The sequence below is a fragment of the Paenibacillus sp. FSL K6-1558 genome (assembly GCF_038002565.1).
In the GTDB taxonomy this organism is placed as follows: Bacteria; Bacillota; Bacilli; order Paenibacillales; family Paenibacillaceae; genus Paenibacillus; species Paenibacillus polysaccharolyticus.
Genome location: NZ_JBBOCV010000001.1, coordinates 3,998,889 through 4,024,407, shown reverse-complemented (window position 1 = coordinate 4,024,407; position 25,519 = coordinate 3,998,889). Strand labels below are relative to the sequence as shown.

At 46.6% G+C, this 25,519-nt stretch carries 21 protein-coding genes; 9 read left to right on the top strand and 12 right to left on the bottom strand.

Going from position 1 to position 25,519, the window contains the following annotated elements:
* Nucleotides 1-9 precede the first annotated feature (9 nt).
* The 3 genes from MHI38_RS17380 to MHI38_RS17370 form a co-directional block, all read right to left on the bottom strand.
* On the bottom strand, nucleotides 10-1,041 hold the full coding sequence (locus MHI38_RS17380; RefSeq protein WP_154891530.1) for a TFIIB-type zinc ribbon-containing protein: 1,032 nt from the start codon (nucleotides 1,039-1,041) through the stop codon (nucleotides 10-12).
* 30 nt (nucleotides 1,042-1,071) lie between these two features.
* The gene (locus tag MHI38_RS17375) at nucleotides 1,072-1,779 is read right to left on the bottom strand and encodes a PspA/IM30 family protein (RefSeq protein WP_341181457.1); all 708 of its coding nucleotides are present in this window, start codon (nucleotides 1,777-1,779) and stop codon (nucleotides 1,072-1,074) included.
* A gap of 87 nt (nucleotides 1,780-1,866) precedes the next feature.
* Complete coding sequence (locus MHI38_RS17370; RefSeq protein ID WP_090924252.1) at nucleotides 1,867-2,085, bottom strand: hypothetical protein; 219 nt, start codon at nucleotides 2,083-2,085, stop codon at nucleotides 1,867-1,869.
* A 230-nt stretch (nucleotides 2,086-2,315) separates the two neighbouring features.
* Between MHI38_RS17370 and MHI38_RS17365 the strand changes: the two genes are divergently transcribed.
* The 4 genes from MHI38_RS17365 to pdxA all read left to right on the top strand — a co-directional run bounded on the left by MHI38_RS17365 (nucleotide 2,316) and on the right by pdxA (nucleotide 7,793).
* Nucleotides 2,316-4,004, top strand: a complete 1,689-nt coding sequence (locus MHI38_RS17365; RefSeq protein WP_336121363.1) for a PrpR N-terminal domain-containing protein — start codon at nucleotides 2,316-2,318, stop codon at nucleotides 4,002-4,004.
* Between the two features lie 235 nt (nucleotides 4,005-4,239).
* Nucleotides 4,240-5,226: a 2-keto-3-deoxygluconate permease gene (locus MHI38_RS17360; protein WP_090924254.1), complete on the top strand. Its 987-nt coding sequence runs from the start codon at nucleotides 4,240-4,242 to the stop codon at nucleotides 5,224-5,226.
* Nucleotides 5,227-5,499: 273 nt separating this feature from the next.
* Entirely contained in the window at nucleotides 5,500-6,795 is a 1,296-nt protein-coding gene (locus MHI38_RS17355; RefSeq protein ID WP_341181456.1) for a four-carbon acid sugar kinase family protein, read from the top strand.
* Nucleotides 6,792-7,793, top strand: coding sequence for a 4-hydroxythreonine-4-phosphate dehydrogenase PdxA (pdxA, locus tag MHI38_RS17350; RefSeq protein ID WP_341181455.1), 1,002 nt, complete (start codon nucleotides 6,792-6,794; stop codon nucleotides 7,791-7,793). Before MHI38_RS17355 ends, pdxA begins: the two co-directional genes overlap by 4 nt.
* Before the next feature lie 153 nt (nucleotides 7,794-7,946).
* Here the strand turns inward: pdxA and MHI38_RS17345 are convergent, their stop codons facing one another.
* A complete protein-coding gene (locus MHI38_RS17345; RefSeq protein ID WP_154891536.1) occupies nucleotides 7,947-8,333 on the bottom strand; it encodes a RidA family protein in 387 nt (128 codons plus the stop codon).
* Nucleotides 8,334-8,438: 105 nt separating this feature from the next.
* Here MHI38_RS17345 and MHI38_RS17340 point away from each other — a divergent pair, with 105 nt between their 5' ends.
* The 4 genes from MHI38_RS17340 (at nucleotide 8,439) to MHI38_RS17325 (ending at nucleotide 11,448) form a co-directional block, all read left to right on the top strand.
* Nucleotides 8,439-8,774 (top strand): winged helix-turn-helix transcriptional regulator, encoded by a 336-nt coding sequence (locus tag MHI38_RS17340; RefSeq protein WP_154891537.1) that lies wholly within the window; start codon nucleotides 8,439-8,441, stop codon nucleotides 8,772-8,774.
* A gap of 186 nt (nucleotides 8,775-8,960) precedes the next feature.
* Nucleotides 8,961-9,527, top strand: a complete 567-nt coding sequence (locus MHI38_RS17335) for a TetR/AcrR family transcriptional regulator (RefSeq protein ID WP_154891538.1) — start codon at nucleotides 8,961-8,963, stop codon at nucleotides 9,525-9,527.
* 113 nt (nucleotides 9,528-9,640) lie between these two features.
* Nucleotides 9,641-10,762, top strand: coding sequence for an ABC transporter permease (locus MHI38_RS17330; RefSeq protein WP_308723423.1), 1,122 nt, complete (start codon nucleotides 9,641-9,643; stop codon nucleotides 10,760-10,762).
* Entirely contained in the window at nucleotides 10,762-11,448 is a 687-nt protein-coding gene (locus MHI38_RS17325; protein ID WP_090924263.1) for an ABC transporter ATP-binding protein, read from the top strand. Before MHI38_RS17330 ends, MHI38_RS17325 begins: the two co-directional genes overlap by 1 nt.
* A gap of 224 nt (nucleotides 11,449-11,672) precedes the next feature.
* On the opposite strand, the gene MHI38_RS17320 is transcribed toward MHI38_RS17325, so the two are convergent.
* Nucleotides 11,673-12,590, bottom strand: coding sequence for an AraC family transcriptional regulator (locus MHI38_RS17320; RefSeq protein WP_341181454.1), 918 nt, complete (start codon nucleotides 12,588-12,590; stop codon nucleotides 11,673-11,675).
* 373 nt (nucleotides 12,591-12,963) lie between these two features.
* On the opposite strand from MHI38_RS17320, the gene MHI38_RS17315 reads away from it, so the two are divergent.
* Nucleotides 12,964-16,137: an alpha-mannosidase gene (locus MHI38_RS17315; protein WP_341181453.1), complete on the top strand. Its 3,174-nt coding sequence runs from the start codon at nucleotides 12,964-12,966 to the stop codon at nucleotides 16,135-16,137.
* Between the two features lie 204 nt (nucleotides 16,138-16,341).
* Here the strand turns inward: MHI38_RS17315 and MHI38_RS17310 are convergent, their stop codons facing one another.
* The 7 genes from MHI38_RS17310 to MHI38_RS17280 form a co-directional block, all read right to left on the bottom strand.
* Nucleotides 16,342-17,193, bottom strand: coding sequence for an aldo/keto reductase (locus tag MHI38_RS17310; RefSeq protein ID WP_341181452.1), 852 nt, complete (start codon nucleotides 17,191-17,193; stop codon nucleotides 16,342-16,344).
* A gap of 121 nt (nucleotides 17,194-17,314) precedes the next feature.
* Entirely contained in the window at nucleotides 17,315-19,279 is a 1,965-nt protein-coding gene (locus MHI38_RS17305) for an AraC family transcriptional regulator (RefSeq protein ID WP_341181451.1), read from the bottom strand.
* Nucleotides 19,280-19,620: 341 nt separating this feature from the next.
* On the bottom strand, nucleotides 19,621-20,874 hold the full coding sequence (locus tag MHI38_RS17300) for a mechanosensitive ion channel family protein (RefSeq protein WP_090924269.1): 1,254 nt from the start codon (nucleotides 20,872-20,874) through the stop codon (nucleotides 19,621-19,623).
* A gap of 176 nt (nucleotides 20,875-21,050) precedes the next feature.
* Entirely contained in the window at nucleotides 21,051-21,668 is a 618-nt protein-coding gene (locus tag MHI38_RS17295) for a polysaccharide deacetylase family protein (protein ID WP_154891545.1), read from the bottom strand.
* Between the two features lie 325 nt (nucleotides 21,669-21,993).
* Nucleotides 21,994-22,875 (bottom strand): carbohydrate ABC transporter permease, encoded by an 882-nt coding sequence (locus MHI38_RS17290; RefSeq protein WP_222592195.1) that lies wholly within the window; start codon nucleotides 22,873-22,875, stop codon nucleotides 21,994-21,996.
* A 15-nt stretch (nucleotides 22,876-22,890) separates the two neighbouring features.
* Nucleotides 22,891-23,760: a carbohydrate ABC transporter permease gene (locus MHI38_RS17285; RefSeq protein ID WP_154891546.1), complete on the bottom strand. Its 870-nt coding sequence runs from the start codon at nucleotides 23,758-23,760 to the stop codon at nucleotides 22,891-22,893.
* A gap of 128 nt (nucleotides 23,761-23,888) precedes the next feature.
* Nucleotides 23,889-25,205: an extracellular solute-binding protein gene (locus MHI38_RS17280; protein ID WP_154891591.1), complete on the bottom strand. Its 1,317-nt coding sequence runs from the start codon at nucleotides 25,203-25,205 to the stop codon at nucleotides 23,889-23,891.
* Nucleotides 25,206-25,519: the final 314 nt, after the last annotated feature.

Genomic DNA, 25,519 nt, shown 5'->3' with positions numbered 1-25,519 from the left:
TTTTTTTGCTCACAGGAACCCACCTCCCATCATCCACGACACCAGCTTCAGCGACAACAGTGAAACGGCGGCGACACCCGTAAACCATCCAGCCACTTTGGCTTTACTGATCGGTGGTTTGCCGACCACTTTACCCGTCTGTCCATTCATGGCAAAGGTGTACTGTTTGTGGTTGTAATCATAGTTGACCATCCATACGGGTAACAGGACATAGTCTGCATTTTTGAGCGTGGTATCGATATGTTTATTGGTGTAGCTCACGCTTGTATATCCCGATACGGTAGAGGCGATGTAAGAATCAATGTAGGATCTCGTCTTATCCTTGGCCCGTGGGAAAAGCTCATCTTCGGAATAACTGTATTTTTCCGCAATATATCCCGCCAGATACGGGGTTTTGAACAATTTCAGCTCATTGTAGGGAAACGGCTCCAGCTTATCCATCAGCTCGTCGTTCATTTTTTCCGATGCGTCGATGGGCAGATTCACGTATTCCAACCGAATTTTACGATAAATATCAAAATGCTGCGTCTCCGTATAATGGTAGTCACCCTGCGTATAGGATCGTACCTTGGTTCCCTGAGCATGGACCTCAATTCGGTTATGTAAATCATAAAGCCAGAACGGCACGTATATGCCGGTAACGCTCTGGATGCGATCAGCGGTCATGAAGCCACCGGGCGTGAGCAGACCGTTTCTGCACCATTTTTTGAACGCCTGTTTCGCTTGATCTTTGTTGATGGAAAAAGGAATCACCATCGCCGGGGCCAAATTGCCCGTCAGCCGATCACTTAGCACCACCGCCGCACCGCAGAAACTGCATGTCGTTGCACTTGTCTCCGGTTCGGTCACGATATCTGCTCCGCAGCTGTTGCAGTGATATTCCTTCACTTCCCCCTCCGTAAACACCTGCTTCTTCAAGGGATCAGGGAGCTGTTCAATGTTGTCCTGCCGCCCGCAGCTCGGACAAGATAATGCACCGGACACACTATCAAAAATCATGCCGCTGCCGCAATTCGGACATTTATACTCTAATACCGGCATCTGTTCACCTCCGTGTCTAAATCGGATGTCTTACTTCCCTAGTTTCTCCTGGATCGCTGCCAGTTCCTCGTCCGCACTTGGACTTGGATTCTCTCTATTCCTATTACCCGCATCCGCGTTCATATCCCGCTCCAGCTGTGCAATAAGTTCATCCAGATCATCTTTCTGTGTGCCTGCACGAAGCTCGGCAAGTGCTTCCGCTTCATTTAATGCCTGATTCGCGTGATCTTCCATCGCTTTAAACGCAGATTCAGCACGGCTCGCAGATGCCTTTTGTTCATTCAACTGCTGCTTTGCCTTCGCATCAGCCATGCGGCCTTTCAGCTCTGCATGTCTTGCCTCCAATGTCCCCAAATCTGCAACAAGTTTGTCGTTCATGTGTTTCATCATCTGCGCTTTGGCGGAGGCCCGGTCATATGCCGCTTGTAATTCATTGCGTTTGTCAGCCAGCTTCACTTTTTTCTCCAAAAAGCTGCGTGCCTTGTCCACATCACCTGACTCCGCTGATTTCTCCGCATAACGTTGCAACTTGTTCACCTCAGCTTGGCACTCATCCAGTGCCCGCTTGGCCCGATTTTCATCCGACAGTACCGCGGCTGTCTCGGCTTTCACCTGTCCCAGGTCACTGCTCAGGCTCCGCATGTACTCGTTCACCGTTTTCTCCGGGTCGCCTGCCCGGTTCAGCATGTGATTCACATTGGCCTTCATCACGTCTCTAAACCTCGATAAGATTCCCACCATTTGTTCCTCCTTCGGGTATGTTCATATGAATATAATACATGAATAACACCGCATACGTTTCATTAAAATGATTCTAAGCTCTGGCTACATCTCCTCAGGGAGGCTCTCCACCGCTGTAAAAAAGACATCCAGCAGCTCCACACCATACGCAGTCCGCACGTATTCTGTAATCTCTGCCACATCCTCTTGCCGCTGATACTCCAGGCACGGACGGCCTTCGCTCCACAGCACTCTGCAAGGGAATCTCTCCACCACACACTGGATAATATGGTCTGGATCAGCGGCTTTATGTATATTTGGCATATGTCTCGACTCCTTTATATAAATTAGCTTTGATGTCGCAAACACGCTCTAACTATGCACTCAGGTAAATTCCTTCCCAATGCTTTAATTTTGAAATACATGTTGTTTTGATTCAGTGCAGTTCGTCACATCGTTCTTCATACCTCGCTTCACTCCTCTTCAAAGATGCCTTTCTTCTTCAAATTAGCTATAATAAAGGGATCAATGATTTTATAAAAGGCAGGAAAACTATGCGTACACGAGTTCATTTCATCGCTCCTTATGAATCGATGATTCCTATTATAGAAGAATGCATACCTCGCTATCCTGAGCTATCCATCCAGACCGATGTGGGTGACTTGGCAAAAGGGGTAGAGCTGGCCATTCAAGCTGAGAAAAACGGTGCAGAAATTATTATTAGCCGCGGCGGAACCGCGCAACTTATTAAACAGGCGGTGGCCGTTCCTGTCATCGATGTGCAGCTATCTGGCTATGACATGATTCGTTCTCTCACACTGGCAAGCCAGTTTAACGGACATACGGCTATCGTTGGATTCTCCAACATTACATCTGGCGCACAGTCCATCATCGACCTGATGGATCTGCCGCTCAAAGTTTACACCATACATAGCTCCGAAGAGGTCGCCAGGTTACTACTGGAGTTGAAGGCCTCTGGGTACCAGCAGATTGTGGGTGACGTTATTACCGTGAATACCGCAAAGGCCTACGGTCTGGACGGTTTATTGATTCAATCGGGCACCGAATCCATTCTCAGAGCCATGGAGGATGCACAGCTAGTCTACCGTTATTTGAGCAAAAATCAGACGGTCTCCATCATACTCCATGATCTCGTGACCCAAGAGCATCGGAATCTGCTGATTTTGGACGAACAGGACGAAGTAGTTTTTGAAAACTGGGCTGATTTTGATCATAATCCTCTCACCGATAATCACCTATATCTGATGAACACAAGCCTGGAGTTCCACCAATCCAAAATTCAGAACGTGTTTATGGTAGACGATTATCAATTGACGGTGCAGGCTTATGAAACCAAGCTGGATAACAAGAGCTACAAGGTGTATCTGCTGGAAAAAGGAGAACCTTACGCATTTGCACAATTCGGCATCACCACGTTCACCGATTCCTCGATGGAGCCCATCGTTGCCGAATCACCTGCCATGCAGGCTATATTAAAGAATATCCGCGCACTCTATTCGCATAATGAAGCGATATACTTATTGGGCGAAGCCGACTCTGGTAAATCCTTTCTGGTCAAACATATGCATCAGATGCACGCTGGCGGTGGACTTTTGTTGCAAATTGATCTCTCCCAGGTTCCTTCAGGCCATTTACACAAAATCCCGTTAACCAAGGTGAAAACGGTCGAGGTGAATCAGATCGAATCACGCCTGAGCGATCCTGAGCTGCTTACCTTCATCGAGACCTGTCTCCAAAACAACATCGGTCTGTTTATTCTAAGTGAGCAAGTGCCTGATCCGAATTGGACACTCCGGCTGAAGCTGAACACACTCATGATGCCAAGCCTGGCCGAACGTACGGAGGATCTTGAACCGTTGATGCAGCATTTCCTGACGGGGTATTATCACAAATACGGCACTACCGCTGTACGAATCAAGGAGGATGCACTACAGATAATTCGGGATCAGGCCGCACAGATGAACGTCAATCAACTGAAACATCTGATCAAACAAGCTGCGCTGAATGAACCGGATTATGTCATCACGAGTGAAACCTTAATCCGTCTACTTCATCAACAGTCTGCGGCCAATCCAAGCGCTATGAAGCTCAGCGGCACACTGAAGGAAATTGAGCAGCAAGTCATTGAGCGGGTGCTGCAGGAAGAAAATAATAATCAATCCAAAGCCGCTGAGCGTCTGGGGATTAATCGAGCCACATTATGGCGTAAACTTAAAGATTAACTTTAAGTTTACGTCTTTTTTTATGGGCTTTTTTGCGGGCTTCTTTTTCAAGAGCAGCACTCCTTATGCTTCTTCAATGGATATTGGACTGCACACGATAATGTGTTGCATTTTTAAACATTAGTGCACTTATTTTAAATTTACAATAATTTATTGTTGCTAATTTAAACAACATAAGCTAACATAGTCTCTGCAAGCGCTTAAGAAAACGATTACTTCATAAGGAGCTACGACTATGAATATTAAAGCTACGCTCGATCGCATCCCTGGCGGTATGATGGTTGTTCCCCTGTTGCTAGGTGCAACGATCAATACATTTTTCCCGAATGCTCTACGCATCGGCGGATTTACAGAAGCTCTTTTTGTAAACAGTGCGAGCACACTCATTGCATTATTCCTGTTAATTGCAGGTACACAGATCACATTTAAAACAGCTGGTTCCTCTGTCGGCAAAGGTTTGACCCTGCTTACGTTCAAGTGGGTAATCGGTGCTGGTCTTGGTTTCATCGCTATTCTACTCGCTGACTCAAACGGCTTATTTCTAGGACTTGCTCCGCTTGCCATTATTGCAGCTATGACGAACTCCAACGGCGGCCTCTACATTGCACTTGCAGGTCAATATGGCAAAGAAGATGATAAAGCAGCCTACCCGTTCCTCGCACTCAGTGACGGACCCTTTTTAACCATGGTAGCGCTCTCGATCTTTGGTGCGATGGGCTTTGCGAACGGCATGTTCTCACCGATGTCCTTTGTTGCGGTATTGCTTCCTCTGATTGTTGGTGTCATTATTGGTAATCTGGATCGTAACATGGCTGAATGGTTGCACAAAGGCAGTGACAAGCTCGTTCCGTTTTTTGCCTTTGCACTTGGTATGGGCATCAACTTCTCCTCCATTATCCAAGGTGGACTTGGTGGAATTCTGCTCGGCGTGCTGACTGTGCTTCTTACAGGCGGGGTTGGATACTTGCTCTTCAAAGCCATCGGCTGGAATCCCATTGTTGGCGCATCCGAAGGTTCTACAGCAGGGAATGCGGTAGGTACACCAGCCGCCATCGTAGCTGCCAACGCTTCATTTGGCCCTATTGCGGAGATTGCTACGGTGCAGATTGCGGCAAGTGTTGTGACCACGGCAATTTTGTTGCCGATCTTTATCGGTTTCCTCTCTAAACGGCTGGAGAAATCAGGCGGGGTCGCCAAATATAATGAACGACCGACCACATAAATAATGGGCATTAATACTGAGTAATTTTTTTGAATTTTTTACCATATAAATTGAACTATCTATTTACACATTAACGGAGAGGACAGAAAAAACCTGGAGAAGCGAAGCGTTCGCCTTTATCACCGGATTTCCCCCTTTGGAAAAGGGATTCAAGAAATCTGGGGATAACAGCGATTGGAAGGTTATTCTGTCATCGGAGTGATCCGTGTAAACACCTTTGGTTCAATTTATATGGTTAATGTAACAAACGAAAACTAAAGGAGGGATGACTGCATGAAACTGGCCATTATTGCAGATGATTTGACCGGTGCCAATGACAGCGGGGTGCAGCTAGCCCGGCATGGCCTGAAGACGAGTGTTCTATTTAATATGGACGAGGCCTCTCTGGCCTCTTATGATACCGTTGTTTTTGATACAGACAGCCGCTCTGTTGCAGCGGAGGAAGCTTATGATCGCGTGTATCGTGCAGCCAAGCTGCTGACCGAGAACGGGTTCGATACCCTTTTCAAAAAGATGGACTCCACCATGCGCGGCAATATCGGTATCGAGATCGATGCAGTATATGACGTTGTACAACCGGATTTCATGATGATCGCCCCGGGATATCCGAAAAATAACCGCACCATTCGGGAGGGTATTCATTATCTGAACGGCGTGCCACTTGCGGAGACAGAGATTGCTCTTGATCCGAAGACACCCGTGACGCTCTCTTACCTGCCGGATCTGCTCAAACAGCAGACGAAATACCGCGTGGGCGAGATCACAGTTGGTGATCTGGAAGCCGGACAAAAGCAATTACATGCCAAACTGGAGCAGTTCAAACAAAACAACATTCCGTATATACTGGTGGATTCCACGGAGGAAGCACATTTGGAGCAGATTTTGCAGATGACACAGGACATGCCGTATACGTTTGCTTGGGCAGGTTCAGCAGGGATTGCGAACTATCTTCCCGCTCACTATGAGCTAGAGTCCAAATCCGCCGCACTCGCCATCCCGGAGAATACCGGCCCCATCTTAACCGTCGTGGGCAGTGTGAATAAAAACTCCCGTGAGCAGTTGTATCGTTTGCTCCGCCAGTCTCGGATTGCGTCGGTATCGTTTCATTCGTTCAAAGCCGTATCGGCAGAAGCAGATCGTACTGCGGAGATGGAACGTGTCTACGATGAGGTCAGAACCAAAGCGTTGGAGGGAGAAGATGTCGTGCTCTACTCCACTGCCGAATCCATCGATATTGAGCTGGCACGGGCAACAGGTGAGAATCGCGGATTGAATCACACACAAGTCAGCAACGAAATCGTACGTGCGATAGGCGAAATATGCGCCAGATTGCTCGAAGAGGGACTTTTCAAAGGAGTATCCATGACGGGCGGCGATACCGCCAAACAGATTTGTCTGAAATGGAATATTAGCGGCTTCGAACTGCTGGACGAGCTCGAAATCGGCGTGCCAATCTCCAGATTTATGGGTATTGAAGATTTATATGTGATTACCAAAGCAGGCGGATTCGGCAAACCGGATGTCTTTATCCGAGCAATTCAAAAATTAAAAGGGGGCATTCTCGTATGAAACCCACAGTAGGTATTACGATGGGCGATGCCGCAGGCATTGGACCGGAGATTATTATGAAAGCATTGGGACATCAAGAGGTGTATGATCAGTGCAACCCGCTTGTGATCGGTGATGCAAAGATTTTGGAGCGTGTGCTACCCGTGATCGGCTCCAACTTGAAAGTGAATTCTATTCAGGAACCAGAAGAAGCAAAGTATGAATTCGGTACTGTCGATGTCATTGATCTGAACCTTGTTCCAGCTGATCTGGAGTACGGCAAAGTATCAGCTGTCGCGGGAGATGCGGCATTTCAGTTTCTTGCGAAGGCCATTGATTTGGCGAAAAAGAAACAGATTCACTCGATCTGCACAGCACCGCTTAACAAAGAAGCACTGCATCTGGGAGGTCATCTGTATCCAGGCCATACGGAGATTTTGGCAGACCTGACGGACACCGAGGACTTCTCCATGATGCTCACTACGCCTAACTTGCGCGTCATTCACTTGACCACTCATATGGGCCTGATTGATGCTATTGCGAGCATTAACCCGGAAAGAACCTACACGGTTGTGAAGCTGGCTCATGATACGTTGAAAAAAGCAGGCTTTGACAATCCCCGCGTCGCGGTATGCGGGATTAACCCTCATGCCGGAGAGAACGGCCTGTTCGGCAACGGGGAAGAAGAAGAGAAGTTGCAGCCCGGCATTGAGCGTGCGCAGCAGGAGGGCATTAACGTCGTTGGTCCACTGCCAGCGGACACACTCTTCTTCCGCGCAGGCCGTGGCGACTTCGACATCGTTGTAGCCTGCTATCACGACCAAGGTCATGCCCCAATCAAAGTGATGGGCATTGAGGAAGGCGTAAACATCACGGTTGGACTGAAAGGCGGCATCATCCGCACATCCGTGGACCACGGCACAGCCTTTGATATCGCTGGCAAAAACATCGCTGATGACAAAAGCATGCTGGCAGCTATTCGCTCCGCCATTGAGCTTGCACCGAAAGACTTGGTGTAAAGAGAGTAATCCTTTAGTATATAGCTCTATAAAGTAAACATCATATAGATCAACCAAGGCAAACCTACTTCATTCGAAGGTTTGCCTTGTTATTTTTTTATATCCATACACCTCTAATGAAAAGAACAGCTACGATTCCTCTGTTGCCCATTTTTATGAACCAACATGGGCAACGCCTCGAATCTCCACCCATTGTTCAGGGAATGCCAGATAATTTACCCCAATCAGACTGCCTGCCGGTCGATGCTCACCAATATATTCTTTAAACATTTCGATGGCGATTTCCCCGTGCTTCTGCGCCTGAGTCAAGTAAATTTCAACATATGCAAGATTAGACCTGGTTACATCAAACTGTGCTAATACGGTATCCAAGTTCTCTAATGTCTGTAATACCTGTGCCTGAATATCCCCCTCACCAACAAAGCTACCTTCTGCGTTGTGAGAAAATTGTCCAGAAATGTACAGCGTATTATTGACGCAGTAGCCTTGAGAGATCCCGTGATCCCAGAGATCATGATTGTACGTTTGAATTGTGGTCATATAACTAGCCCCTTTACTTTAAATTAAGGCTAGTATAGACTGAGCAAAAAGATTAGGATAGTACGCACAATAATGATAGGTACTATCTGAAAGGATAGTGTAAACATGGGCATATCCGACTTTGAAGGCGAAAATATAGCTATTCAAGATACACCTTTTGGCTACACCATGTCTGTCATCGGTGGTAAGTGGAAGATGATTATTTTATATCTGCTCGCTGCCAAGCAACCGGTTCGTTTCAATGAAATGCAGCGGCAGATTGGAGCGATCACGTACAAAGTTCTAAGTGCACAGCTCAAGGAACTCGAGGCCGATGGATTAGTTACGCGTAAGGAGTTCCCGCAGATCCCGCCCAAAGTAGAATATTCACTGACATCGAAAGCACAGACAATATTACCCGTGCTGGAACAGCTGTGCGAGTGGGGCGAAAAGAATCGTTAAAGCGGTAATGCTTTTAGAGACAACGAATAAAGATGGATTCCCTGTCATTTTCAATGGTCTATATTCGGCATTCGGGTATCTTATGCTAAACTGAGTATATTCAGTAGATTGTGTTGCAGTCGCTGCACCATTTTACGATCACAAGACACGTTTTAGTTTTAAATCAGACGAAAGAAGAGATTGTTCATGGGAAGAAAGCAATCGTTTACGGAAACAGAGCTGCTGGATATGACCAAAAAATTGGTGCTTGAGCATGGGTACGATGGTTTCCACCTCAAGCTGCTTTCGCAGCATCTCTCCGGAGCTCGGAGTACCATCTATCAGTATTACGCCAATAAAGAGGAGATTGTGGCTGCTTGCATGAAAAGAGTCATCGCTAATGTATTGGAACATGCATCAGCCGTTGATGAGTCCGACCCATTAGAAGCGCTTGAAGAACTGCTACTTATTTACGTTGAAGAAGCCGCGCTCCATCAGCTTCTAGGGGATGCGAATAAAATTAATACCTCCAACTCTCCTGCAGCAGCAAGAGATCTTGAATTTATTGAAGAAGCGCATCAGACACTCAAACTTCAATTATCACGTTTGTTTGAACGCGCTCAACAGGATAAATCTCTCCGCCAAGATATCCCTCTACCTGTACTTATTGGTGTCTTTTTTAACTTGTTTAATACACCTAACATGATGAATTTGCCTACAGCTGATTGGGGTAAACTGCTTTTTCAAACGTGGATTGGAGGAGCCAAGAGATGAGTTTTCTTCTTGGGACTAATTTGACACAAGTGTCAATTATATTGTTTAATAAATGAGAACGTGTGTCGCGACACTTCAAATCTGACACAAGTGTCATAAAAGGGGTTGAGAGAGTGTTTTTAGCTGTAAAAGAATTAATGCACAGTAAATTGAAATTTCTAATGATTATCATCATTTTTGTATTGATCGCTTGGCTGGTATTTATTTTATCTGGTCTAGGCAATGGGTTATCCACGCTAGCTGCATCTACCTTTAAGAATATGAAAGCGGACTATGTCATTTTTGAAGAAGGATCCCAGTCTTCCATGAGCAAGTCTTTATTGTCTGGTCAACGGGTGCCGGAGGCTGAAAAGCTGCCTAATGTTGAAGCTGCCGCACCCATGGGTAGCACGATGGCGACAGCAATGAAGGGTGAAAATTCAAAGAACGAAGATAAGGTCGATATTGCGATTATAGGCATTCTTCCAGGAAGTTTTCTAGAACCGAAGGTAGTCGAGGGTAAACCTCTATCTTCGGATAACCCTACTAGTGTAGTGGTGAATACTTCCCTTAAAGATGAGGGCTTCAAACTCGGAGATACATTTCAATTAGATGGTACGACCGAATCCCTAACCATTATCGGTTTTGTGGAGAATGAGACGTATAACCACGTTGCATCCGTATTTACACCGATCGATCAATGGCGGAAGATTGCCTTTGCTGCTCCAGGTTCCGATAAAGGCTTGGCTGAACCTGTGAATGCCATCATGCTGCAAGGCGAGAATATAGATGCAGCTGAAATCAATAACAAGTTGTCTGGTACGGATACCGTTACTCGGGGCGAAGCAGTACAAGGCATGCCCGGATACAAAGAAGAGAACGGTACGATTCTGATGATGCTGGCCTTTTTGCTCGCTATATCTGCCTTTGTACTGGGTGTATTCTTTTATGTCATCACGATGCAAAAGACGAATCAATTCGGCATTATGAAAGCCATAGGTGCCAGCAATAAATTTCTGAGTAAAACGATCGTATCGCAAGTATTTGTGCTGTCGGTAACAAGTATTCTGGTCGGTATTTTGCTGACTTATGGAACTGCTGCGATTATGCCTAAAGGTATGCCATTCAAGCTGGAGACTAGTCTTGTTGTGACCTATTCCATCATTCTGCTCGTGATTGCAATGTTAAGCTCGTTGGTGTCTGTTCGCAAAATTACCAAGATTGATCCGCTTAAAGCGCTCGGGAGGGTTGAATAATGACTACAGGTCTGCAGATGAATGAAGTCACTATGGTTTACGGTGAAGGAAGTAATCAGATGAAGGCTCTTGACCATGTGTCCTTATCCGTAGAGCCAGGAGAATTTGCTGCTGTCGTTGGACCATCCGGATCTGGTAAAAGTACATTTCTGTCGATCGCTGGGGCGATGCTTAAAGCATCTGAGGGAGAAGTCAGACTAAATGGAAATCTGATCTCGACGCTTACGGAGAAACAGTTGTCCACGATACGGCTCAAAGAAATCGGTTTTATCATGCAATCATCTAATCTAGTTCCTTATCTGCATGTTCTTGATCAGCTCCTTGTCGTAAAACGAATGTCCGGAACCGTCAGTAAGGAGGATCAACAATTTGCCATGAAGCTATTGGAAGAGCTAGGACTCGGACAGAAGTTGCGGAAATTCCCAGAGGAATTGTCAGGCGGCGAAAAACAGCGGACAGCCATTGCTCGTGCTTTAATGAATGATCCTAACCTGATTCTGGCAGACGAACCCACCGCAAGTCTGGATACCAAGCGAGCCCATGAAGTGGTCAGTCTCATGGCACAAGAGGTGAAAGCACGCCAAAAAGCGGCCATTATGGTCACGCATGATGAGCGTATGCTTGCCTACTGCGATAAGGTATACCGAATGAATGACGGAATTTTAACGCTCGCTGCAACGTCTTAGAATGAACTTTAACCCGATTATGTATTGAAATGAATTAACTCCCCTATATGGTGAAGAGTCAACTCCCTAACGTGGCAGTTGACTCTTCCTATATTGTGCCAAGTTTCCGATTATCCCGCTCATACCTCACACTTTAGACACTCGATCTAAATCTCACTCATTACCTGCTTAGGCTGATAAGGTTTGCTTAATGCTCCTTATTACTCTTTAAGTTACCTTATGCCCTATCCTTCCCCTACAAGTACCATCTGACGTTCATCCTGTGCTGGTCTGCTACGCCGATACGCACTTGGCGACATTCCATTCTGCTTATTAAAAATGCGATTGAACTGCGAAAAGCTGGTGAAGCCACATTGGGCGGCAATATCCGTAATTTTCTCACTCGAATGTAGTAACATTTGTTGGGCATTTCGAATTCGGGTCATCTGCACATATTCCGTAAACGTGAAGCCTGTGACTTTGTTGAACTGGCGCGATAAATGATGCGCACTGACATAAAAGCGTCTGGACACCTCATCCAGCGACATCTCCTGCTGATAGTGACTGTGAATATAGGAAGCAATGGCATACATCCGCTGAGTCATGGATGATCCTTTTTCCTCGCGAACATAACTATTCTCCGCCGCATAGCGATGAAGACCACATAGAAACTCGACAAACTTATGATGAATAGCTACCGATTGAATAGGAGATAACTGCTGTGATATCGCAAAAATGTCGTTAAGGGGCGCAAGAACTTCCTTACGCCGTTCTTCCGAGAAGCGGAAAATGGGAACCTGCGCATTAAATATCGTAAACAGCTCGCTGTAACCGTTCTCAAGTCCAGGTAAACTGCGAGGCATAGCAAAATTAATCATTAACCTTTTGGGTGGCACACCCTTCGGATATTGGGTTTTATGAAGCAAAGCAGGCCGAAGCAACACAATATCATAGGGCTGCATCTCGTATAAACTGCCTTCAATAATATGTGCAGCGGTCCGATCCAGCAGAATGCAAATTTCATAAAAATCATGAAAATGCTGAAATTCCATATTGAGGTCATGCGAACGCTCGTCGTAATCCAGGTAATAATAAAGCGAATCCCCTGGCTGGTTCACATGGATCGCATATCCCTTCTCATATGTCAAAACCGATGATGTCATGGACATGCTCCTTCCCTAGGGCGTGTCTGAAAACGCTGAAGAAAGCAGATTTTGCCGAATTTTCGTTCCAAGCAAGGAAGTTTCCCGCAGGCGTGCCGGGGCACGTCAAGGGGAAGTGACGTAGCAGGGGGCGAAAAGGGGGTAAAAGATGCACTTCAGTAGATTTCAAGACACGCCCTAATCATTCATACGTCTATTTTAGCATGAAATGCAATAAAAAAACGGCATTTCCAGCATACATTACGTAGTTTCTAGCATTTTTCGTTTGATATGATAAAGTTAAAATGTCAGCGTTTTCAACGAGTAAGCTTCTATTGTTGTTGAAGTAACCCTTACAGCCTGTACTTACTAAATACCAAGGTGGGAAACACATATGAAATTGAATTCCTTGTCTACTCGAATCCATACGATTGTGAAACACTTGGAAAGTGCGCGATTAACTTCAAAAACGTATATACCTGAGCTTTATCATAAAGAGAGCGGATACCATACATGGAATCTCGTGCATGAAGACCCTTCTTCATGGAACGTGTTCCGCAAAGGTGATGGCTGGGGCGGCAAAGATGTACACAGCTGCTTCAAAACCCGCATTCGCATTCCCGACCACCTGGAGGGAAAAAGGGTCGTCTGCGCCATCGTTACCGGTGCTACAGATATTTGGAACTATGATAATCCACAATTTCTGGCGTTCCTGAACGGAGAGCTCATCTGCGGTCTGGATGTGAATCATACTGAGATTGACCTGACGCCTGCTGCTGTCAAAGGGGAAGAGTTTGAGCTGGCGCTGTATGCCTACTGTAGCACGTCCGCAGCCGATGTTTTCCTGAACGTATATATTGCCGAGCATCATGAGCCTGTCTCGAATTTGTATTATGACCTGAAGGCTGCACTGGATGCGGCAGACCTGCTACGCGAGGATGATCTGGAGCGTCTGAAGTTGATCGAACAGCTGAACGAAGCTGTAAATCTGCTTGATTTACGCCAAGAGAACAGCACAGCTTTTCACGCATCCGTACTGAAAGCACGTGAGTATCTGCAAAACCATATCTATGGAGAAACTCGCCCCGACAGTGATCATATCCCGACCGTTCACTGCATTGGTCACACTCATATTGACGTAGCATGGCTGTGGACGCTGGATCAGACACGTGAGAAGGTTATCCGTAGCTTCGCGAGTGTGCTTTATCTGATGGATAAATTTCCGGAGTACACCTTCATGTCCTCCCAGCCTCAGCTCTATGCATATTTGAAAGCCGACTTCCCGTCTTTATATGAGAAAATCAAAGAAAAAGTGGCCGAAGGCCGCTGGGAAGCAGAAGGTTCGATGTGGCTGGAAGCAGATTGTAACCTGATCTCGGGTGAATCGATGATCCGTCAGATTATCTATGGCAAACGTTTCTTCAAGGAAGAATTCGGCGTAGAGAACCGTGTGCTCTGGCTGCCCGATGTATTCGGTTATAGCGCAGCGATGCCGCAGATTATGCGCAAGAGCGGGATCGATTATTTTATGACGACCAAGATTGCCTGGAATGACACTAACCAGATTCCAAACGATACGATGTACTGGAGAGGCATTGACGGTTCGGAGGTTCTGACACATTTCATTACGGCCAAAGACTATATTCCCCACCCGGAATTCGGAAAGCACCGTTTCGAGACCACATACAACGGACGTTTTAACGCTTCACAAGTGAAAGGCACATGGCAGCGATATCAGAACAAAACCATCAACACCGATGTTTTGCAATGCTTCGGCTTCGGAGACGGCGGCGGTGGACCAACCGAGGAAATGCTAGAGCACGGCAGACGGCTTGAAAAAGGACTCCCCGGCGTACCTACGGTAAAGCGTACATTCGTGCGTGAATTTTTTGAAAAGTTAGAGCAGAATTTAGACGGCGTACGTTCGGTTCCGCGCTGGTCAGGCGAGCTGTATCTGGAATATCATCGCGGTACGTACACGTCTATGGCACGTAATAAAAAGTATAACCGTCACAGCGAATTTGCACTGTCCGATGCCGAGCTATTCTCTATGATTCAACGTCAGGCGGATGCCCAAGCCGTCTATCCAACCGACACATTGGAACACGCTTGGAAGCTGACGATGCTGAACCAGTTCCATGATATTTTGCCAGGCAGCTCCATTGAGCAGGTATACATCGATTCGCAGGAGCAATATGAAGAGGTGTTGCGTGTCACGGACGAACTGAAGAGCAGCGCCTTGAACGGCATTGTAAGCCAGATTACGTCAGACGGCGAAGCCATTGTTGTCTTTAACAGTACCGGCTTTGCAAGGACAGATGTGGTGGAACTGCCCGCTTTTGCGAAAAAAGTAACCGTACACGATGGAGATCATCCTGTACCAAGTCAGTACACACCAGAAGGCGGATTGGTGTTCCTTGCCGAGAATGTGCCTGCATCAGGATACAAAACGTTCCGCATCACGCCGGATGCCGCCGCTGATCTTGGCAGTGCAGGTGTATCGGTTGCCCAGTGGCAGTCGGAGCAGCAATCCATCGAGACCCCTTGGTATGATATTCGCCTGAATGAGAGTGCTGAATTTGTATCCGTGTGGGACAAGCTGGAGGGGCGTGAACTGCTTCAATCCGGTGAGCGCGGCAATGTATTGCAAGTATTCGAGGATCGTCCTGCGGAGTATGAGGCATGGAACATTGATGATTTTTACGAACAACATATGTGGGAGATCAATGATCTAGAGTCGATGGAATGGGTAGAGAGCGGCCCGGTACGTTCCGTGCTTCAAGTGAAAAGACAATTCCTGGACTCTGTCGTTGAACAAACTATCATTTTCTACGCACATACACGGCGGATCGACTTCCGTACCTTCGTAGACTGGAAACAGGAGCATTTGTTGCTGAAAGCTGCTTTCCCACTTGATATCTGGAGTGAAAAAGCCGTCTATGAAATCCAGTACGGTAACGTAGAACGCGCAACACATCGCAATACAAGCTGGGATCAGGCTCGTTTTGAGGTATGTGGTCAGAAGTGGGCTGATCTGGCGGAGAGCGGCTACGGCGTTGCCCTGCTGAATGACTGCAAGTACGGATATGACATTCACAATTCGGTGATGCGTCTATCCCTGATCAAGAGCGCAACCTATCCGAACGAAAATGCCGACAAAGAGCAGCATGTGTTCACTTACTCCCTCTATCCGCATCAGGGTGATTTCCGTGAGGGACGAGTTATCCAGGCAGCTTATGATCTTAACCGTCCACTGGTTGGTCTGGAAGTAGGTTCACAAACCGGAACATTGCCGGGTACATGGTCGCTCGCTTCTGTGGATCAGGAGAATGTCGTGCTAGAGGTTATTAAAAAGGCCGAGGACAATGATGACATGATCATCCGTGTCTATGAAGCCCATGGCCGCCGCAGCCGTGCCTCCTTGCAATTGCCTGAGGGAACAGGTGCTACAGCTTATGCATGTGATTTGCTAGAGAACATCGAAGCAGAGTGCCGTGTGGAGAATGCTCGCATTGCTTTTGACATCAAGCCTTACGAGATTCTGACGTTCCGTATTCCGCGCGTATAAGGCATCTGGCTGAGCGGACTTGTCTTAAAGCAGTGAATGCCAGAAGATGTAAAAACATAGATGTTTCTGTTCGGGAATCTGTTTAGATGCTAGCCAATACATCGTTCTATATATCAAAAGAGTGCCGCTTGTCCTTATGGACGAGGGCACTCTTTCTCTATGCGAGCTTCTTCTATACATCTTTCTTCAATGATCCGTAATCTCTTAAAATTCCTCGTACTCACTCGGATCTTGGTTCCACAATCGTCCATCCGGACGATTAAACGAAGCGATGGCCCGCATCTCTTCTTCGTTCAACTCAAAATCAAAAATATTAATATTCTCTTGCTGATGCTCTAAGGAACCTGCCTTCGGAATCGGAATAGAGCCAAGCTGAATATGCCAGCGCAATATCACTTGTGTTGGTGTTTTGTCATGCGTTTCTGCAATGCGAACAATATTCTCGTCCTTCAAAATATCCTGCAAAGCATCATTCCCACGTCCGATAGGACTCCAGGATTCGTTCACAATGCCATGCTTCGCATCCTGCTCCCGCTGCTTCGCTTGATCGAAGAACGGATGTAGCTCGATCTGATTCAGACTTGGTGCAACGCCCGTCTCCTGAATCAGCTGTTCATTGTGTTCAGGCAGGAAGTTGCTGACACCGATGGAGCGGATATATCCGCGTTTTCTCGCTTCGATTAAAGCTTGCCACGCCTCCACATACATGTCTTTCTTCGGATTAGGCCAGTGGATCAAGTATAGGTCATAATATTCCAGATCGGCTCTGTACAGCGATTCCTGAATCGCGACCAACGCTTTATCATAGGCATGATATCTGCCCGGCAGTTTGGAGGTAATGAGCAGTTCCTCTCTCGCAATGGAACTTTGTTTGATTGCTCTACCCACGGTAGCTTCATTTTCATAGTTATACGCTGTATCAATCAAGCGATACCCTGCATCCAACGCAGACGCAATGGACTGAACCCCTGCTTCCCCTTTCAAACTGTACGTACCAAATCCAATCGCAGGCACTTTCAAGCCATCATTCAACGTGTATTCCGGGATATGATTCATTCGAGAACTCTCCTTTGTAAAAGGTGGTATGATCTTTCCTGAACAGCACTGGAAATATAAAACATTCTCTCGTTATTCTACCCCTTCACGCCGGCTTGAATCAATTCAGGCAACTTCCGTTCTATTTGCCATCTCCTATAATTAGATCTGTAATGATGTCCAGTTGTTTCTCTACCGCAATAGGGTCACTCGGAAGGAACTGGTCAAAATCAATAGAGTACACATGGCCTGATTTCCCCGCTGGTGAGGCATCGACCAGTTTCTGTACATCCTTGAGCTTGTCCTCCGCCCCCTTATTCACAGCCAGGAACAGACGGTCACCGATAAACTCGGGAATCACCTCGCTAGATACCTCCCACGTTTCGCCATGAATGACATCGGACTCTACCTTGGCTGCCGGCTTCAATCCAAGATACTTATAAATAATATTGCCACCCATATTGGTATCTCCGTATACAAAAAGAGCATCTGGACGTACGTTTAATATGGAGAACGTTTCATCCGCACGAACATTAGGGCTGATTTTTGCTTTGTATTCTGCGATTTTGGCTGTAAACTTCTCATTCCACTGCTTCGCTTCTTCCTGTTTACCGAAAATATCCCCAAACATCTCTATATCTTTGATGGGTTCATTATTCTGCTCGATCACAATGGTTGGGGCAATCTTGCTCAGTGCATCATACCCACCCTCCACAATCTCGGCTAATGCAGGTGTTGTTACAATCAAGTCTGGTTGCAGGGACAGAATCTTCTCCGCATCTGGCGGTATGCCGATATCGGTAATGCCTGTTTTGTCGCTAATATGCGGGTTGTCCAGAACATATGTCGTTGTGCCCACCGGTTTCACGCCAAGTGCGATCAGCTCGCCAAGATGAAAGAAACTAACAACACGCTGTGGGTGCACAGGGATGGCTGTTTCGCCTTTTAAGTGTTTATAAACTCTCGTTTCCGCAGCAGTACTGTCTGATGCGGTCGCGGTCGCGGTCGCGGTCGCTGTTTGGCTTGCAGGCTCTTGAGCTACCGCAGCCCCTCCTGTAGGATTGCTTGCCTGACATGCACTAAGAATCAACGATGTACATAATACCATCATGGCTCCAAAAGCAGGCCTTGAAAATCGAAACATGGATGTATCCCCTTCCTCACTCAATTGATAATAAGACTCATTCTCATTATGGGAATCAAAAGGAGGGGAGACAATGGACGATTCCAACCCATGTAATGGATTATTCTGAACCTGAGCTGCTTGTTGATATTCCGCGCGGAACTGAAGTGGGGAACGACCAGTGTGTTTTTTGAATAATCGACTGAAATAATATACATCTGCATAGCCTACCTTGGTTGCAATATCCTGAATCCGTGCATCCGACTTCAACAGTAGCTGCTTGGCCCGGTGGACACGCTCATGAATCAGATACTCGATTGGCCCTAGTCCGATCTGATTGCGGAATAAACGCGATAAATAACTCGTGCTGCAATCATATCTGCCCGCCAGTTTCTCCGCTGTAACGGACTCCCTATAGTTCGCTTTAATATATTTGATAGCGTCGGTCACGATGTTGATTTTAGTATGCTCTGGTTGCGCCAATGTCTGCAGTTTTTGGCTCAAAACCCCGTACACCATCGATAAAAAGATGGATTGGGCTTGCAGCCGTTCTAACGACTCACTGCTTTTCAACAGAGCTCCCACCGCTTCACATTTTTCCTGAATCGGCAGCATAGCATTGGGTGTAAACCCGTAAGACAGAGCTAGGTTCCCCTGATCCTCCGACGATGCAGATGCTGCTGTATATAAAACCAAATAACCATCCCATTCCTGATTGTCATTGGGTACTACAAAACTCATGTTGTTATCGGCTCCTCCGTGGAAAATGTAAGGTGCGCGACATCGATATATTTTATCGGACATCCTGATCTCGATCTCTCCACGCGTAAGAATAAAGAAAAAACCTGTGCTTGCCTCAAGCTTGAGCTCGGACAAATTAGGGGCTGGATTACCCTTCACATGATATGACTGAATAGACTGTAAATGTGCAGTCGCTCGACTCCACTGCTCGATATAAGCATTCCAATCTATTATCCTCTCCATCAACATCCCCCCTGTCTGTACGTGTACTGTATCTCGAATTCTATGAAGTGAGTTATTCTTTACCTGTATATTGAAGCAATAGCGATTTTCAGGGGAAACGTTACCATTCCTCATCATCTTCCCATGCTCGCCTCATTCTATGTCCTTAAAATATGCCCTATTATATCACAGACAAAAAGCCATCAACCGGAGAGGTTCATGGCTTTTCTAAATATCTTCTGAACTACGTAGTGTAACTATATTAGCGCTACTTACTGGAGCTATTTGTATAGCTACATCATGAAACTATGCAAGAATTGGAGAGTCACTCCCAAAAAGTGCTTGATGGATAGGATACCCCATTAATATTCTCGCACGTATTCTTTATTTTCCTTGAGCTGTACAATGTCATGCCCTGTTGGATTCTGGAAGGCACGCAGCCCAAACGTTGATGCAACTGCAAAGATATGGTCAAAGATATCTGCCTGCACATTCTCATACACAGCCCAGTTGGTGTCATTGCTGAACGCATAAATTTCGAGAGGTAATCCGCGATCCTCCGGAGCAAGCTGTCTCACAATCATCGTCATATCCTTATTGATCTTCGGATGATGTCGCAAATATTGATGAATGTATTCACGGAATACACCGATGTTAGTGAGTTGTCTGCCATTTACGTTGCTTTCCCGATTTACCTGATGCTCTACGTTGTACGCTTCGATTTCTTTTAATTTCGACGTGACATAATCGGTTAAATAGTGGATTTTTTCGAATTCAGCCACCATCTCTTCGTCACAAAAACGGATACTGCTAATATCGATAAAAATACTCCGCTTAATTCGTCTGCCGCCGGAAACCTGCATGCCTCTCCAGTTTCGGAATGAGTCAGAGATCAGCGCATAACTCGGAATCATGGTAATCGTCTTATCAAAATTCATGACTTTCACCGTATTCAATGTAATGTCGATCACGTCGCCATCCGCATTGTATTTCGGCATCTCAATCCAGTCGCCTACTCGCACCATATCATTGGATGACAGTTGCACACCCGCGACCAGACCCAGAATGGAATCTTTGAAGATGAGCATCAATACTGCTGATAAAGCCCCCAGTCCACTGAGGATGATCAACGGATTCTGTCCGACCAGACTGGAGATCACAATGATACCGCCAATGATAAACAGTACTATTTTAGCCACCTGAATATAACTCTTGATCGGGCGGATTTTAGACACTTCATAGGTACGATAGATATCATCGAACACGTTCAGCAATGCATTCAGCACCGTAATCATGATAACAATCATGTAGGTCATGGCCGCTTTTTCAATCAAAGCCTGATAACCCGGGAAAATGTAAGCCGTATAATAGATGATAATAGCCGGTACAAGGTGTGATAGTCGCTGGAACAGCTTTTTCTGAACAACGATATGCCCCCATTTGAACCGGTTATGACTCACAATCCGATGCACGGCCTTAAGTACAAGTCGTTTGGCAATATAATTGGCAATCATCGAGATCAGTGCAATAAAAATAATCATAATTACACTGGAAAAGTATCCAAGGGAAGGCTCAGTCATGCCGAGTTCCGTTAACTGTTTTTTGATAAAATCCATAACTTCCTCCTGACGCAGTCTAGTTTAGCCTACTATTATAGAGTAGATTCTATAGTAAAGTAAAACACATGGGAGATGTTCTACCTCCATTTACACAACAAAAAGACCCATCAATCTATAAAATGATGGGTCTGCTCTATTTTATGACAATTTGTTTTACAGCTTACAGCAGCATGTCACTCAGCCATTCTTAACAATTCACTCACCGTGACCATGCGATATCCCTCTGCCGTCAGTTCTTCCACCAGCACACGTACGGCCTCAACAGTCTGGGAACGTTCCCCGTATCCATCATGGAAGATCAAAACACTGCCGGGTTTTACCACGGAACGGGTATGTTCCAAAATGTGTTCAACCCCGGGATTATCCCAATCCTGCGCACCGCCGTTCACCGCACCGATCGTCCGGTAACCCCGCTCCGCAGCCAGAGCTAGAATGTCCTCGTTCACGCCAAAATAAGGCGGACGGAAGCTGCGGGCAGCATTGCCCGTGACTTCTTGAACAAGGCGTTCTGCTTGCCGCAATTCTTCCCCGGCCTCATCCAGCGTAAGCTCGGTCAGGTTCGGATGAGTGTATGTATGATTGGCAATCTCATGGCCTTCACGATGCACCTGTGCCGCAATGTCCGGGTATGCTTCCATCTCCTTGCCGATCATGAAAAACGTTGCATGCCCGCCTACACGGCGGAAAATGTCCAGCACTTGATGGGTATACACCGGATGAGGGCCATCATCAAACGTAAAAGCTACAACCTTTTCCTGTACAGATACCTGCTCAACTAACTGCGCCATCATGTAACCACATTCCCCTCTCTGACTGCTCAGATCAACTCTCCCTTATTATTCCACGGCTGAAAGCTGGGGTCTAGTCCATATAAGTTGAACTTGATATGTTCACACAAGCACTCCAATGACAGAACAACCCTCCAATCGCTGTTATCCCCAGATTTTTTGATTCCCTTTTTTAAAAGGAAAAATCCGGTGATAAAGGCGAGGCGTATGCTTCCGATGTAGCTTTCTTTCAGAAAGCTTTTAGCTTCGCTTTTCCAGGTTTTTTCTGTCCTTTCCGTTTTTGTGTAAAAAATAGTTGAACTTATATAGCAATCACACTAGCAAAAAGCTAACCTTTAATCGCACCAGCAATCATACTCTTCTGCACCTGTTTGTTCAGGAGCAGATAGATCACAACCGTCGGTACGGTCGTAATCATTAGACCCGCGCCAATGATGCCCCACTGCGTAATGTACGTTCCAACCATGGACATCATGCCCACCGTCAGCGTTTGATACGCTGTATTGTTAATAAACGTGACTGCAAACATCAGCTCATTCCAGCACGACAAAAATGTAAATATCGCTACCGTGGAGATCGCAGGAGTTACGAGAGGCAGGATAATGGAGAAAAACGTGCGGTAAATCCCGCATCCGTCGATAACGGCAGACTCCTCCATCTCTCTGGGGATACCTTTGAAAAAGCTACCCAGGATGAAGACCGCCATCGGAATGCCGAAGGCTACATAAGGAATGATCAAAGCCCAGTAGCTGTTGAGCAGACTCAGGTTTTTCAAAATAATAAATAACGGCAGCAGCGCCGCATGAATCGGCACCATCATTCCGAGCAGAATCAACGTCATCGTCAGCCCACTGAGCTTCCAGTTCATTCTTGTAATCGCGTATCCCGTCATCGAGGACAGGATCAGCACCAGAATAATGGAGACCGCCGTGACCAGCACGCTATTCATAAAATAGTTCAGGACATGCCCATCAGACAGTGCCTTGGTATAGTTGCTCCACAGAAAGGCTTTGGGTAGCCCTGCCACGTCGCCGCTGAAAATTTCACTGTTATCCTTCAGGGAAAACAGTGCCAGCCAAATCAGCGGATAGATCTGAATGACGGCGATCAGGATCAGAAACGCCTGCAATAACACTTTGCCGATAGCTCCGGTGAGGGAGCGCCGAGGCTGGGGCTTTTTTTGCAACATGATATTGTTAACCGTACTCATACGTCTTCCCTCCCTCTACTCTGTCTTGAACAACGAATTAATAAGGATGGTACACACCAGACATTCCACGATAATAAAAACAGAAATAGCACTGCCGTATCCGTACCGGAACGTGTCAAAAATGGTAGCGTACATCAGCGTGCTCGGCACCTCTGTACTGTAAAATGGCCCGCCGCCTGTCAGCACATAGATCAGGTCAAACACCTTAAACGCCCCAATTACCGAAAATACAAGACATACCTTCAGAATCGGCTTCATCAACGGGATCATAATGGACCACGCCACACGCATCCGGGAAGCACCATCGATTCGTGCCGCCTCTAAGACATCCTGGGAAACGGATTTTGCCCCAGCGTACATCAGCAACATATGATATCCCATGTACTGCCAGAGCGTTGGAATGAAGGAGGCCGTCAGAGCCGTCTCCTTCTGACCCAGCCAATCCTGCGCCCAGCTGGATAGACCGATATTCTGTAGCATCACGTTGAGCAGACCGTAATCGGCATTATAAATTTTCGACCATAACTGGGCAATAACGACCGTGGAGATCAGTACAGGAATAAAATATACAGTTCGGTAAAAGCCTTCCCCTTTGATGTTAGAGGCCAGAATCAGCGCCAGCACCAGTGAGATTGGCAACTGAATGAATACAGAGGCACCTGCAAATAGCAGGGAATTTTTGATCGAGTTAATCACTCGGGTATCCTTGAACATCTCCACATAGTTGTCCAGGCCGATAAACGCCCCTTTCCCCACGCCATTCCAATCAAGCAGACTGTAATAACTGGAGACAAAGATCGGAATCAGCACAATGCCGCAGAACAGAATCAGTGTAGGTAATACAAAAACGGCAATCGTACCTTTATTGGAAAATACAGAGTTCATGACTCTTCTCCTCTCAAAGGCGTGACCGGAAATCCCGGATCACGCCTCGTTTGGGCATTATTTTGATGGTTTACAAGTGTATATGAGCGCGCACGTAGCATAAGCCTATACTTGCTTGCCTGTTTAGTCTACAGACTTAGCTCCGTTGGTTTCAGCTGCGCCATCTGTTTGCAGAACTCCTCTGGCGTCACGTCACCAGCCAGCAGCTGTGCAATCAGATTTTTATGTGCTTCCGCAGACTCGGCTGGCAGAATGTTATCCCACCAGGCGATAAACGAGGTAGCCGTTTTCATAATGTCCGCCGCAGACAGATCGAGTGAAGACAAGCTGGAGGTGTCGAGTGAATCGGTTTTCCAGCTTGGCAGTCCCGCTCCGGCCAGGAAACCTTGTGTGCCGAGCTGCTCGCTCAGATACATGAGGAATTCCGTAGCTTCCTTCGGATGTTTGGTCGTCTGGCTGATATAGAAACCGTCGACTGCTCCGCCGAAGATTTCAGTGCTAGTGCCTTTGCCATCCTCAAATACCGGGAACGGAATCACCTTCACTTTGCCTTTGACTGCCGAGGAAGACGGGTCTTCAATACCTGCATTCACCCAGTTGGCTTGGAACATCATCGCTCCTTTGCCCGCATTAAACGCCCCAAGCATCTCGTCATAACTCATACTGAACATACTGCTGTTGAATGCTCCGGCCTGTGCCAGTTGCTGCATCTTGGTCGCCGCCGCGACAAAGTCCGGTGAATCCCACTTGGACGGATCTTTGAACGCTTCGATCACAGCCGCATTGCCCGCTTGGCGCATCGCAATCATGTCATACCAGTACATGCCCGGCCAGCGGTCTTTCTCACCAATCACGGCAGGGGTAATTCCAGCCGCTTTTAATTTGGTGACAGCATCCAGCAGCTCGTTATATGTAGTCGGGATTTTGGCACCCGCCTGCTCGAACAGCTCCGTATTTACGTAAAGGTTGGCGATGTGTGTGTACACAGGTAACGTATAGATTTTGCCATCCATATTAATCGCTTCTGCCATCCCGGGACCCATACGTTCCTTGATATCATCAGTCAGATAACTTGTAATCTCCAGTACATTACCGGATTTAATATAGGGCTGCATGAAGCTACCCCCACCCATTCCGTAGAACAGGTCTGGTGACTCACCAGCTGCAATAGATGTTTTTACTTTCGTTTTATATTGTTCGCCTGTTGTGCCTGTACGTTCAACCTGGATGTCGGGATGCTCGCTGTTCCATTTCTCCACAATCTCAGGTAGCAGTTTGGCTGACGGGTCTGTTGTACCAACCGATTGATCCCACAGCGTCAGCTTGATCTTACCGTTGCTTCCCCCCTGTGCTCCGCCAGACGAATCGGACGAACATGCAGCCAGACTTCCCGCAAGTCCCAGAGCCAGAAACAGACTTAAAGATTTCTTTAATAGCGCTTTCATCATATGACCTCCCTGATCTTTTTATTGGTTCTGTACATCGTTGAACTCAGATATTTACACGTACACTCCGATGACAGAATAACCTTACGATCGCTGTTATCCCCAGATTTTTTTGATTCCCTTTTGAAGGGGTAAAACCCGTGATAAAGGCGAACTCTTCTTTTCTTCAGGTTTTTTCTGTCTTCTCCGTTTTTGTGTAAAAAGTAATTCAACTATGTACCCATATTTTAGTAGTGGTTCGCACTGTGCTCCATTTAGAAAACAGGCATCGACTTGTAATATTCGAACACAATTGAAAGCGTAACCATTTTGAA

What these genes read in the sequence shown, in the direction of transcription:
- MHI38_RS17380 (WP_154891530.1), bottom strand. Translation starts at nt 1,041, where the DNA reads ATGCCGGTATTAGAGTATAAATGTCCGAATTGCGGCAGCGGCATGATT.
- MHI38_RS17370 (WP_090924252.1), bottom strand. Translation starts at nt 2,085, where the DNA reads ATGCCAAATATACATAAAGCCGCTGATCCAGACCATATTATCCAGTGT.
- MHI38_RS17365 (WP_336121363.1), top strand. Translation starts at nt 2,316, where the DNA reads ATGCGTACACGAGTTCATTTCATCGCTCCTTATGAATCGATGATTCCT.
- MHI38_RS17360 (WP_090924254.1), top strand. Translation starts at nt 4,240, where the DNA reads ATGAATATTAAAGCTACGCTCGATCGCATCCCTGGCGGTATGATGGTT.
- MHI38_RS17355 (WP_341181456.1), top strand. Translation starts at nt 5,500, where the DNA reads ATGAAACTGGCCATTATTGCAGATGATTTGACCGGTGCCAATGACAGC.
- pdxA (WP_341181455.1), top strand. Translation starts at nt 6,792, where the DNA reads ATGAAACCCACAGTAGGTATTACGATGGGCGATGCCGCAGGCATTGGA.
- MHI38_RS17345 (WP_154891536.1), bottom strand. Translation starts at nt 8,333, where the DNA reads ATGACCACAATTCAAACGTACAATCATGATCTCTGGGATCACGGGATC.
- MHI38_RS17340 (WP_154891537.1), top strand. Translation starts at nt 8,439, where the DNA reads ATGGGCATATCCGACTTTGAAGGCGAAAATATAGCTATTCAAGATACA.
- MHI38_RS17335 (WP_154891538.1), top strand. Translation starts at nt 8,961, where the DNA reads ATGGGAAGAAAGCAATCGTTTACGGAAACAGAGCTGCTGGATATGACC.
- MHI38_RS17325 (WP_090924263.1), top strand. Translation starts at nt 10,762, where the DNA reads ATGACTACAGGTCTGCAGATGAATGAAGTCACTATGGTTTACGGTGAA.
- MHI38_RS17320 (WP_341181454.1), bottom strand. Translation starts at nt 12,590, where the DNA reads ATGACATCATCGGTTTTGACATATGAGAAGGGATATGCGATCCATGTG.
- MHI38_RS17315 (WP_341181453.1), top strand. Translation starts at nt 12,964, where the DNA reads ATGAAATTGAATTCCTTGTCTACTCGAATCCATACGATTGTGAAACAC.
- MHI38_RS17310 (WP_341181452.1), bottom strand. Translation starts at nt 17,193, where the DNA reads ATGAATCATATCCCGGAATACACGTTGAATGATGGCTTGAAAGTGCCT.
- MHI38_RS17305 (WP_341181451.1), bottom strand. Translation starts at nt 19,279, where the DNA reads ATGGAGAGGATAATAGATTGGAATGCTTATATCGAGCAGTGGAGTCGA.
- MHI38_RS17300 (WP_090924269.1), bottom strand. Translation starts at nt 20,874, where the DNA reads ATGGATTTTATCAAAAAACAGTTAACGGAACTCGGCATGACTGAGCCT.
- MHI38_RS17295 (WP_154891545.1), bottom strand. Translation starts at nt 21,668, where the DNA reads ATGATGGCGCAGTTAGTTGAGCAGGTATCTGTACAGGAAAAGGTTGTA.
- MHI38_RS17290 (WP_222592195.1), bottom strand. Translation starts at nt 22,875, where the DNA reads ATGAGTACGGTTAACAATATCATGTTGCAAAAAAAGCCCCAGCCTCGG.
- MHI38_RS17285 (WP_154891546.1), bottom strand. Translation starts at nt 23,760, where the DNA reads ATGAACTCTGTATTTTCCAATAAAGGTACGATTGCCGTTTTTGTATTA.
- MHI38_RS17280 (WP_154891591.1), bottom strand. Translation starts at nt 25,205, where the DNA reads ATGAAAGCGCTATTAAAGAAATCTTTAAGTCTGTTTCTGGCTCTGGGA.